The organism is Singulisphaera acidiphila DSM 18658 (assembly GCF_000242455.2).
GTDB lineage: Bacteria > Planctomycetota > Planctomycetia > Isosphaerales > Isosphaeraceae > Singulisphaera > Singulisphaera acidiphila.
Window position 1 is genome coordinate 1056491 of record NC_019892.1, and the last position, 11631, is coordinate 1068121.

The 11631-nt window shown below is 61.8% G+C and carries 8 protein-coding genes; 3 read left to right on the plus strand and 5 right to left on the minus strand.

What is annotated here, in order from left to right; all coding sequences use genetic code 11:
* Positions 1 to 96: 96 nt before the first annotated feature.
* Together SINAC_RS04195 and SINAC_RS04200 are read right to left on the minus strand one after the other, a co-directional pair.
* On the minus strand, positions 97 to 810 hold the full coding sequence (locus SINAC_RS04195) for a 3'-5' exonuclease (RefSeq protein WP_015244448.1): 714 nt from the start codon (positions 808 to 810) through the stop codon (positions 97 to 99).
* Between the two features lie 47 nt (positions 811 to 857).
* On the minus strand, positions 858 to 1766 hold the full coding sequence (locus SINAC_RS04200) for a RimK-like protein (RefSeq protein WP_015244449.1): 909 nt from the start codon (positions 1764 to 1766) through the stop codon (positions 858 to 860).
* Between the two features lie 373 nt (positions 1767 to 2139).
* Between SINAC_RS04200 and SINAC_RS04205 the strand changes: the two genes are divergently transcribed.
* Both SINAC_RS04205 and SINAC_RS40780 read left to right on the plus strand, forming a co-directional pair.
* On the plus strand, positions 2140 to 3285 hold the full coding sequence (locus SINAC_RS04205; protein ID WP_015243931.1) for an ISAs1 family transposase: 1146 nt from the start codon (positions 2140 to 2142) through the stop codon (positions 3283 to 3285).
* A gap of 142 nt (positions 3286 to 3427) precedes the next feature.
* Positions 3428 to 3982 (plus strand): hypothetical protein, encoded by a 555-nt coding sequence (locus SINAC_RS40780; protein ID WP_015244450.1) that lies wholly within the window; start codon positions 3428 to 3430, stop codon positions 3980 to 3982.
* 118 nt (positions 3983 to 4100) lie between these two features.
* On the opposite strand, the gene SINAC_RS04215 is transcribed toward SINAC_RS40780, so the two are convergent.
* A complete protein-coding gene (locus SINAC_RS04215) occupies positions 4101 to 7337 on the minus strand; it encodes a serine/threonine-protein kinase (protein ID WP_015244451.1) in 3237 nt (1078 codons plus the stop codon).
* Between the two features lie 503 nt (positions 7338 to 7840).
* Between SINAC_RS04215 and SINAC_RS04220 the strand changes: the two genes are divergently transcribed.
* The gene (locus tag SINAC_RS04220) at positions 7841 to 9382 is read left to right on the plus strand and encodes an HD-GYP domain-containing protein (RefSeq protein WP_015244452.1); all 1542 of its coding nucleotides are present in this window, start codon (positions 7841 to 7843) and stop codon (positions 9380 to 9382) included.
* A gap of 80 nt (positions 9383 to 9462) precedes the next feature.
* On the opposite strand, the gene SINAC_RS04225 is transcribed toward SINAC_RS04220, so the two are convergent.
* Positions 9463 to 9939, minus strand: a complete 477-nt coding sequence (locus tag SINAC_RS04225; protein WP_015244453.1) for an NIPSNAP family protein — start codon at positions 9937 to 9939, stop codon at positions 9463 to 9465.
* A 163-nt stretch (positions 9940 to 10102) separates the two neighbouring features.
* The gene (locus tag SINAC_RS04230; protein WP_015244454.1) at positions 10103 to 11551 is read right to left on the minus strand and encodes an RNA polymerase sigma factor; all 1449 of its coding nucleotides are present in this window, start codon (positions 11549 to 11551) and stop codon (positions 10103 to 10105) included.
* Between the last annotated feature and the right edge of the window lie 80 nt (positions 11552 to 11631).

Sequence of the window (11631 nt, forward strand, 5' to 3'; positions counted from 1 at the left end):
AACGGGGTGAGTGTTCCTGGCCAGGGTGGAGTTCTCTGGGATCAGGAATGACTTGGATCAAGAGGCTTTGCAGCCCCGTCGAGGCTGCAAAGCCTCTTAGCCGATTGCGCCGAAGGTCCGTTCGTATTCTGGCTCGAGCGGCATCCGTGGTTTCAGAGAGGTGGAACGCTTCTTCGCCTTTCGAGTGGAGGTCAAGGGGCCGCATTCGAAGCTTGAGAAGAATTTGTACTTCTTTCCGAGTTTGGTTAAATCATGGAACGTGAGCACGCGGCGATCCTTGAATGCGTCGCGATAACGCATCCACAAGAGGGCGGCTGCTGTAGAATCCGACCGGCTGCTGTGGGTTGGAGTGAAGGCGATTTGGTCGGCCTTGCAGGCATCATCGAGGCCGCATGCCTTGAGTCCGAGCAAGGGGCGTGAGTGCATCGTGCAGAGGTGGGGGACTTCCTGGAAGAGACCTAATCGATCCAACTCGAACCGAAGAAATCGAAGGTCGAAGTAGACGTTGTGGGCGGCGAGCACGCAGCCCGAAAGGGCATGGAGGAGGTCGTCCGCCACGTCCTTGAATCGGGGAGCATCGGCCACCGCTTGGTCGGTGATGCCGTGGACCTCGGTGGCCGCCATTCGCCGATCGGGGTTGATCAAGGTGTCCAACATCAGTCGCGGCGGTGAGCCTGGGTCGACGCGAACGACGGACACTTCGACCACGCGATCGAACCCGGGAGTCAATCCGGTCGTCTCAAAGTCGAGGACTGCGATCGGAGTCTCGTGAATGATCTGGTGAAGGACGCCGCTCGGACGACAAGGCATAGAAAAAACTCGCGTATCATTGATGAGAGCGTTGCCAAGTGATGAACTCACTCCGCTTGGAGTAGCAGAGTCGCCAGGCTTTCGGTCAGTGGCAATCCGGCCAGCCGTTCGAAGCCGAGGAACATCGGGCTGGGATTGGCCTCCAGGAAGATATAGCTCCCTTCGGGCGTCAGGCGAAGGTCGATCCCCGTCCACAAGAGCTCCAGAGCGCGAGCGATCCGGAGGCACATGGTCTCGACCTCGGGTGGCAGGGAATGGGGGAGGACTTGCTGGTTCGGGTCATCACGAAAATCGAGTTCGGCCGTGCGGATTTCGCAACCAAGGACGTGTTCGCCCGCGACGAAGACGCGGATGTTCGTCCCTGGAATTTCCTCTTGGAGCGTCACGGGGGCATAAGCCAAGTTGGCCAGGTTGCGCTCTTCAAGATGAGCCTTGGTCAGACGTCGGGCGTGGGCCCCCCCCTGCACCGGTTTGAAGATCGAGCGGGGATGACGATGGCTGAAGGCCAGAACCGACTCGGGGTCGTTGGCCAGCAGCGTCTCCGGCACGGGAACGCCCAGGGCGGCCACGATTGCAAGTTGCACCGGTTTGGTCCGGTGCAACTGAAATGCGGCCCAACTGTTTACCCAACGAGCGGGAAGCCGGATCAGCAGCGACTCCAGCAACCCTCGCGCGTCGTTGGCCGCGATGTAGGCTTGCTCGGGATCGCGCAAGGGCGATCCCGAGATGCCATGATAGCATCGCCAATAGATGGATCGGATCTGTGCGAGGTCCAGTCTCCGGCCGCCGGGCAAGTGGATCGAACCCGTCTCACGCTTCGGATCGAACGAGAGCTGCATGCGCTGGGGGAAATCACGGCTATCGAGTAATTCGGCGTCTTGCCCGTTTGCGTGAAGGTATCGAAGCATGTGGGCTGCATGCTCGTCATCCGCGCCTCCGAGGATCAATACGGTCATTGCCGAGAACTCAACTTTCGCGATTCCATTCAAAACTCAACGGGAAAGAGTTGAGGTCCGCCCATCTTTGGCTCGTCAAGTCCAGACGTCACCGTGGTCGTCAGTCCGGTTCTTGGCTCCAAACGGCGCGCGGCTTGCGGCTATTGTCTTGTAACGATCCGCTAAACGTCAACAGCGGAGATGCGGGAGTGTCGGGAGACATGCGACGATCGCGACTATTCTTGGAGGGCAGGGCCAGCGCGTATAACTGTGCGGCCTGAGTAGTCTGGCGCGACAGACCGTGGCTCGTTATCTTTGAATCGGTCCTCGTGAATCGGCTTACTGCACTCCGGGTGTGCGGAGGCCGACACCGACCGATCCCAGGATGCCTCCCATGGCCAAGCCCGTCGATGTCGGCTCCATCGGCTCTTATTTCGAATCGCTCTCCGATCCCCGCCACGCACGCAATCGTCGGCACTTGATGGTCGATATCGCTGTCATCGCGGTCTGCGCCGTCATCTGCGGATGCGATGGCCCTACCGCCATTCATCGCTGGGCCAAGAATCGTGAGTCCTGGCTGGCCCTGCATCTGGCCCTGCCCAACGGCATCCCCTCACGGGATTGCATCCGACGCTTGCTCATGGCGCTGAAACCCGAAGCCTTTCAACGCTGCTTCCAGGACTGGATCTGCGACGCGATCCCCGCCGACACTGAGAACTCCCGCCGACACGTCGCTATCGACGGCAAAGCCTGTCGCGGATCGCACGATGCGGCCAAAGGTCTTGGCAATCTGCACATTGTCAGCGCCTGGGCCAGCGAGCAGGGCATTGCGCTGGGTCAGGTGGCCACCGACGCCAAGTCCAACGAGATCACAGCCATCCCAAAACTTCTCGAGCAGATTGACCTCACGGATACGCTCATCACGATCGACGCGATGGGCTGCCAGAAAGCGATTGTCGAGCAGATCGTTGACGGTGGCGGCGACTGCGTGATCGCCGTCAAAGACAATCAGCCGAAGCTCGCAACCGCGATCCAAGCGTTCTTCCTCGACCACCTGGAACGCGATCTCGAGGACCTCCACTATCGATACGACGAGACCCGTGATGCCGGGCACGGCCGCATCGACGAGCGTTCCTATTATCTGGTCAAGGTGCCGACTGATTTCGCGCCGCTGAAGGATTGGCCCTGGATCAAGGCAATTGGCTATGCGGTGCGAATCACGCAGCATGCCGATGGGACGGAGTCGGACGAGGTGCGTTACTATCTCAGCAGCCACTATCTGAGCGGCAAGCGTTTCGGCGAAGCGGTCCGCGGTCACTGGAGTATCGAGTCGATGCACTGGGTACTCGATGTGAACTTTCGCGAAGATGAGCACCGCACTCGCGAGCGGACTTTGGGGAACAACTTGAGCTGGCTTCGGCGGTTCGCCGTGACGCTGCTGAAGCGTCATCCCGACAAGGATAGCCTACGTGGAAAGATGATGTCCTGTATGATTAATACGGACTACCTCACGCAAGTCCTTTCACTACAGCGTGTTTGATATGCGCTGGCCCTGTCTTGGAGGGAGATTCTCACATTCAAGAGTTCTCTGGCATCCATCGGAATGCAAGCGGTGCGGTAAATTACCGCACTCTTTGATGAATGATGAGACTTCCGAATCAATCCAGTCCGAGGACCGAGCAATGAGACATCCCTTCGACGGACTCAATACGCCTTGCAACGAAGACCTCGCGACGAGTGCCACACGGACCGATCGTCGGTCCGTTCTCACCTGGATATTCACTGCCGCAGCTGGCGTTGTAACGACGCTCTTGGGGCGAACCGCTTCGGCTCAATCGAACATCGACCAGCGTCGGAGGCAGCCCACGACGTTTGCGCTCGGCGAAGAAGGAGGGATCCCTCAGTCTCCGCCTCGTCGTTACCCTTTCTCCACCACCCGACGTTGGGGCGAGGCAGGACGGGTCACCACCTTCGCGTTCGGTGAGGAAGGTGGGGTTACCACCACCTATGCGACCGGCGAGGAAGGTGGGGCCACGACTTACGCGTTTGGTGAAGAAGGTGGGGTTACCACCACCTATGCGGCCGGCGAGGAAGGCGGGGCCACGACTTACGCCGTCGGAGAAGAAGGCGGGGTTACCACCTATGCGGCCGGCGAGGAAGGCGGAGCCACGACTTACGCCGTTGGAGAAGAAGGCGGGGTTACCAGCTTTCCCCCGTTGAGGAAGGCGGGGTCATAGAATTGAAACATGTGTTTTTTTGGATACGAAGAGTCCTGGACCGTCTTTAGGCGAGCGAGGAGTGTGAATGCTCTGTCTTGGGGCGTTCGCTTTGGAGTTGACCCGAAAATTAGGCATTTCACGCTCCCCGCTCGCCTTTGAGATTTCGCTTGCCTGTAGGGGGGTGGGTGGCCTCTCGTTGCTTATGAATCAACGCTTGGAATTCCGGGAGCTCTCGGAGGGGTTTCAGGTCCGGGTCGGTGGCGGCCCTGACGGGGGAGAAGCCCGCTTCGAGTGAACGGCCCAGGAGGGCGAGCGAACGGCCTGCAAACTGCGCGTTGGCAGTCGTTTCGGCGAGGATCGCCAGGGCACAGGCACCGTTATAGAGGCGGTTGGCCGTGGGCGCCTGGACGAGGCGCTCGACGTCATCGACGGCGTTCAGATGGCCCAGGCGGGCTCGGAGCAGTGCGCGAAGCTGGAGCGCGTCACCCAGGCCCGGATCGGCCTCGAGGGCCTGGACGACGTAGGCCAAGGCCTTGGGGCGGTCGTTCTCCTGAACGAGCCGAGCCATGACGTAGAGGGCGCGGGCGTTGCGGGGGTTGCGCTCGAGGACACGGTCGAGGTCCTGGCGGCAGCCTGCGGGGTCGGCCTTGAGCCGGAGCACGGCCCGGGCGACTCGGAACGCCTGGTTCTCAGGGTCGGTCTTGAGCAGGCGGGCGTACAATTGCTCAGCTTCGTCGCGGCGGCCGAGTCGGGCGAGGACTTCACCCAGAGCTGCCAGGACGTTCGGCTCTTTGCGACCGAGCTTGATTGCCCGGTTCAGGTCGGCTTCCGCGCCTGACAGGTTGTCTAACTCGAGCTGGGTCAAGGCACGATTGACCAGTGCTTCGGGGAATTGGGGGTTATGGCGGAGCGCCTGGTTGTAGGCGCTCAAAGCCTCGCCGAGCCTTCCGGCGCAGGCCAATGCCAACCCCTGGTTCATGTAGGGCCAGGCGAACTCGGGCTCAAGCGCTGTGCAGACGGCGAAGTTGCCGGCCGCTTCGAGGTATCGCCCTTGCTCGAACCGGCAATATCCCAGGCCGAACCAGGCCCAGAACCGGCGTTTATCCAACTCGACCGCGTGGAGCAAGGCGACCTCAGCTTGCTCCCAGTCCCGCTTGACCAGCAGCGATGTGCCCAGGAGCGCGAAGTCTCGGCTGCTCTTCGGTGGAGTTCGCGCCTCGCTCGCACGGTCCTTGCCGGCTCGTTCCGCCAGGCCGAGCGCGGCGAGGTAGCGGGCCCGGTCGCCATAGAGAGCCGGCGTGGGCCGAGGATCGATTCGCTCGGCGCGATCGAGCCATTGGACCGCCCACTCGAGCGCTTCCCGCTGATCAGCTTCGGAGCCTTCTTTTTTCGCCAGGTAGGTTTTCGCCCGCGCTTCGAGCAGGATCAACTCCACCATCTGCTCGCGGAATAGCCTTTGTTCGTTGGCCGTGAGCCAACGGGTCCAGGACCCTTGCTGTGTCTCGTTCCAGAGTCCCGCCCCTTCGTGGTCGAGGGCTTTTTGAGCGATCGTGATCCCTTTACCCAGGTGCTCGACGGGTCCGCTGGTGGTGTTCAGGCGAAGCTGGCATTCGCTGAACTCCGATTGGAAGTTGCGGAAATTGTGCCGGGCCTGGAAACCTTGCAGGCTATTCGAGAGGAGCGAGATCACCCCCCCCGCGGCGCAGAGGAGGACGAGGGCGAGCAACGCGACCGAGGTCGAGCTGGTCGTGCTTGGATGGCGGCGGATCCACTTGGCGGCTCGTTCGCGCAGACTAGGTTCGGGCGCGTATTTTAGCGGGAGGTCGTCGAGGAACCGGCGGAGGTCCTCGCCGAGGTCGCGGGCCCGCGCGTGTCGCCGGCTTGGGTCGGGATCGAGGGACTTGGCGACGATCGAGTCGAGGCTCCAAGGGACTTGCGGGCAGGCGGCACGGAGCGACGGTACTCGGCGGCGCTGGGCGATCATCAGCTGGATGATCTCATGGAGCGGGAGTGTGCTCGGGGGCTCTGGGAACGGAATTTCACCTGCGATCATCTCGAAGAGGATCAAGGTGAGGGCATAGAGGTCGGCCTGCTCGCCGACCGCATCGGGCGGGGTAGCTCCGTTGGGGTGGAAGGCGTCCAGGTGTTCGGGGGCCATGAACACCAGCGTGCCGCCGAGCGTCGTCTTAGCTCCGTCCTCGGCGCTGCTCATCCTCTGAAGAGTCGCGAGGTTGAAGTCCAGGAGCATCGGTGTGCCGTCGTCGGTGATCAAGATGTTCGACGGCTTCAAGTCGCGGTGCAGCAATCCCTTCGAATGCGCGTGATCGAGCCCTTCGGCCAATCGGGCGACGATCCAGACGGCGGCTTGAATGTGGTTTGCGCCGCGGAGGAACTGCCTCGAAGGCTGGTCGATCTCGCGTTCGTCCCGTTCCGAAGCGTCGCTCGGAGTTGGCCGGCTCCGTCCCGAGATCCGGGTCCAGAGTGATGGGATCGAGCCGAACGAGCGGCCTGCGTCGGTCGCGAGAGAACGTGTCAGGAATGAGGGGGCCGGCGGTGGCTCCGACCCCGGTTCGGGTTCGGTCGCAAGCCGTGTCGTTGCGTTGGGCGAAACCCGCGCCGAGGGTAAGGGGAGTGATCGGAAGGAGCGAATCGACCGGGCCGACCGACTCAATCCCGTCGTTGATTGGAGGCGTTGACTGACGGCGTCAAGCGCGTCGACGAGGCTGCGCCCATTCGCCAGGACGGTCCGTTTCGATTCGACGGCTTCAAGCACCTGCGCGAGGTTGGCCCCCCCCAGGTAAGGCATGCACATCATCCGAAGACCGGTCACGGGGTCGTCATGAACCGAGTGAATCGGGACGATGTGACTGTGCTGGAGCCGGGCCAGGATCTCCGGCTCGTCGCCCACGGCCCGCGAGACTTTGAGGGCCACGAGGCGGTTGCCCAGGCTCTCCTGCCTGGCGAGATAGACCCGTGCGAAGGTCCCCCGGCCCAGTTCCCCCACGATCAGGAAGCCCCCCATCTGCTCGCCCGGCTTGGGGAGAACCAGTGGCCGCTCGACCTCCTGCGGGGGCGAGGGAACTTGCAGTCCGGCGTTGCCTGCGTCCTGCCCATCTGGATCTTCACTTTTATCGCTAAATGTGAACGCATTAATGAGTTCGGCGTCGGCCGTGGATCGGGTATTGGGGATCGACGAGCGTCTCTGATCCACGCTACGGAATGAGGTGAAGATGCGGAGCGAATCGTACTCGGTTCCCCCACCTTGCGTCGCTTCCGTCGGGTTCCAGTCGTCATGGAAGTTCAAATCGTCCGAGAACCCCTTCTTGTGCTTGGAGTCGCCCGATTGACCCGAGGCCGAGGTGGGAATTTTCATCGATTCGCTTACCTTAGCTTAGAGGACCAATTCATTCGAGGTGCCGAACGCGTTACGACGAGGCGGTCGGTTGGAGGAAAGACAACCTCCTCACAACTGAGTTGAATTTATAGGTGCAGGAGCGATAATATATTGTAGTGCGACGCCGGAGGATTCGGAATCGAATCCCCATGCCAAGTGGGTCTTCGATACCCTTTTCTCCCGAGGACGGAAGTGGAGATCCGTGATACTGACAGCGTATCGCCGCATAGAGGAGGCATCCGCTTCGACCTCGCTTGCACCGAGGGTATCCATCCTATCTAATAAGCTATAGACCGGGACCGGAGAATTGTCCAAATCGGAGGATTACGGTCTGGGGTGTCGGTCTTAGACTTTACTTCTCGACCAAATGGATGGTGTGGAGTGGCCGTGGTGGCAGGCGTGATCTAGGCTCTAAGGTGTGGGTGTGCGAAACGGCGAGTATCCACACGATCGACACGCCAGGGATGTACGGGACACGTTCAATGCCCGCGACGATGACAGGAACCAGGACCAACGACTCGTCTGACACGACCGATCTCCGCCAACTGGCGGCTCGGCTCGCCCACGAGTTCAACGCTCCGCTCGGCCTGCTCGACCCCGGTGTGGGAGACTGGTGCGTGCTCGTGGGGGCCGATGCCGGACGGTTCCCCCACCCCGATCACGATCTGATCGCCGCGCTGGTTGCAGAGGGTTTCGGACCAGGACACGCGGTGGTCTGGCGTCCCGATCACGAATCCGGACCACTTTGGCTCGCCCTTCCGGTCACTCGGCCCGAGGGGGGCAGCCTGATCGCCCTGGCCGGCTTCGCGGCTTCGGTCTCCGATGATATCGCAGTCTCCTGGGGACCGGTCTGCCCGCCGCAGGCACTGCGGGCCTGGGGGCAGGTCGTGGCCGACCAGCTTCGCGGGGAAGCGGCCTCTCAGATGCTCGCGGGGGGCAGCCCTCGGGTTGAAGGAGGCGAACGCCAACTCATTGCCCGTTTGATCCGCCGACTCAAGATCTCCGATCCGCCGGAGCGATTCCAGCATCTGGCACTCAGTGCGTTGCGCGGGGCGATGGGCGTCGAGGCGGTGGCCTGGGTCCCCTGCCACCACCACGAGCCGGTGATGCTCAATGGTGAGGTGGCCGGTTTGAAGGCCGGCGACTGCCACGGCTTGATTCCTCGATCCAAGAACGAGTTGGTTCAGGTCGACAATCAACCGGCACCGATTCCTGCGATCGCGATCCGGAGACTGGCCGCGGTCGCCGCCGACAGCCAGGGGTTGACCGGCTGGCTCCTGGCCCTCAACCCGCTCGACGGTCGTCCGTTCACCGCGACCGAGGTGGAGATCCTCCAGCCGGTTGCCTCCTTGATCGCGACCCAACAAACCAACGCCCGGCTCTATGCCGACTTGAAAGAGCTCCTCTTCGGCGTGATCCGGGCCTTGACCTCGGCCATCGACGCCAAGGACCCGTATACCTCGGGTCACTCCGAGCGCGTGGCCCGGATCGCGGTGCGGCTGGCCGAGGAACTCGGCATGACGGCCAACCAGCGGAGCGATCTCTACCTGATGGGGCTCTTGCACGACGTGGGCAAGATCGGCATCGACGACAGCGTCCTCAAGAAGACGGGACCGCTCACGCCCGATGAATACCGCCTGATCCAGTCACACGTCGAGATCGGGGTCCACATCCTCTCCGACCTCAAAAAGCTGCACCACCTGCTGCCGGGGATCAAGCACCACCACGAGAGCCTCGACGGCAACGGCTATCCTTCGCGCCTCTCCGGTGACGCGATCCCGCTTGAAGCGCGGATCCTTGCCGTGGCCGACTCGTTCGACGCGATGTCGAGCACCCGCCCCTATCGCAAGCGGCTGACGCCGATGCAGATCGACGAGATCCTCAAAAAGGGCTCGGGCGTTCAATGGGACCCCAACGTGGTTGACGCCCTCTACGCCTGCCGCGCCGACGTCGAGCACATTCGCCAAAAAGGGCTTGGCGAGAGCCTGAAGATCGTCGTCAACGACACCCTCGGCCGCCCTTGATGATCGAGAGATCAAAAGAAGCCCGGCTTCGTTGAAGAAGCCGGGCTTCGCGTTGCCCCGAGGCCTTGGCTGCTCATTTTTCACTTGATCGGGCTATAGTCGGTTGGGTCGAGGTAGATCGATTCGACTTTCTTGATGATCTTTCCCGCCTTCTCGCTTTCGTCGCGAGCCTTGTGCCATTCGGGGTCGGCCTGGAACGCCTTCCACGACGCGGCGGCGGCCTCGCGGCTGGGGAACGAGATCAGGTAGACGAGCGTGTCTTCCTTCCCTTTTTCCTTGTCCTGCGGGGTCCAGAAGCCGACGATCGTGATGCCGTGCTTCTTGAACAGGCGGTTGGTGTGGTCGCGGAACCGCGCGTTCAGGGCGTTGAGCTTGCCTTCGTTGGTGTAGTACGTCCGCAACTCGAAGACCTTGATCGCCCCCGTATCGCAGCAATCGCACTCCTCCTTGGCGTCCTTCTCGGTCTTGGTCTTATCCTGATCATTCTTCGGCTCGGCCGCGAACCCCGAGGCGGCCGTAGCGGCCAGTAGCAGACCCAACGTCAAGGCACGAATCATCGAGGCTCTCCCGCTTTTGAGGAATGGAAACGCATCGTCCGGTTATAGCCCGGCGGTCAGCGCGACTCAAGCCCGCCGTGGTCGGCGGGCCTGGCCTTTGCCGGGGTTGAATGCCAGGAAGCGAGCGTTTGGGGAGCCATGCCGAGACGCCACCACTCGACTCTCAGCGTTTCAATTCATTCAACAGTTTCAAGACTTCATCGAGCTTATGCTCGATGTCACTGACACGCTGTTCAATTGCGGGCGAGGCCTTCGCCTGAGCGGCGGCCGAAGACCGGCTTGTGGAAGATCCCGATGGCCTGATGGGTTGTGCCCGGACGCTGGATTGCTTCTGGCCGAGAAGCTTGTGCAATTCTCGCTGTTTTCGCTTCAGTTCCTTACTTTTCTCGAGATAGGTCTCGCGGAGGTTCAAGGTGTTCTCACGCTGGAGCCTCCGAGTCGCTTTTAGTTGCTCATCCCTCTCAGGGGATGGGCCCATACGCCCCCCCCCAAGCCCTCCTCCTAAAAGCTGGAAGTCAAGTGTTACATGTTGTGAATATGCCTTTTTAAGTGAATCAAGTTCGTCGATCAGCAATTCGATGTCGATTTGAAGTGTGTCTGCGCGATCGGCTGGTTCTTCATCATTACCGGCTGGGTCGTCGATGATGGCTCCTGCCTCGATGACGGTCTTGGATTTGTTGCCTGAGTCCTTTGTCTGTGGTTCTTCTCGACCTGCGGTCTGCTCTCCCTGAGGTTCAGGAGCCGTGGTTTGTCGTGCCAGCACGCCCGCGCCTGTCGCCAGGGCGGCGATCGTGGCCAAGGTCGCGATGAGGACTCGCATCTTTGTGAATAGCATGGCTCTGAGCACTCCCTGGGTTAGCTCGATGACGCACGCCGAGACAGCCCCGGCGGCTCCTGCTTGACCTGCCGCGAACCGAATCGCGGCTTTGACCGTGGCCTCGGCCATCGCGGCCGGCACCTCGGTCGCGACGGAATCGCCGCACCACGCCGCAATCGCGGGGGCGACGCCTCGGCGGATTAACCGCGAATGCAATCTTTCACGGCCGCGGCTCAGCCGGCTCTTGACCGTTCCCACCACACAACCGAGTTGACGTGCGGCTTCCTCCTGGCTCAGACCTTGCAAGTCGCAGAGGATCACCGCATCGCGGTATTTCTCTGGCAGTCGGCCGATCTCTTCGTCGAGGATGACGGGGAGGTCGTTGTCCTGCTTTGGGGGAGCCAGTACGGCCAGCGATTCGACACCGTTGACCTCACGGGCTGTTCGCCGCGCGGCGGTGCGTTTCGCCCGGACCGCCACGCGCCGGCTGACTCCGTAGAGCCAGCGGCCGAGTGAGTCTCTGGCCTCGACCGTTTCCGCCTTGCGGACCAGGATCAGGAACGTTGCCTGGAACGCGTCAGCGACGTCATGGGGATCGTTCAGGGCCCGCCGGCAGACTCCCAAAACCATCGAACCGTGGCGCGCCACCAGGCCGGCGAATGCCGTCTCCGAGCCGTGGTCGGTCCCTGACCGGAACCGATCCAGGAGTTGCGCATCGGTCAGGCCGTGGAGCGTTCCCAGGCTGAAGAGTGTCTGGACGTCGCGAAGAACAGCGGGTGACTCGCTCTTGGCCATGACCCCGATCCTCTTTGGTAGGGTGAGCCCGGCCCACCTTTATCTTTCGTTTTCTCACTCCGAGAAGACAGGGAGCTCGT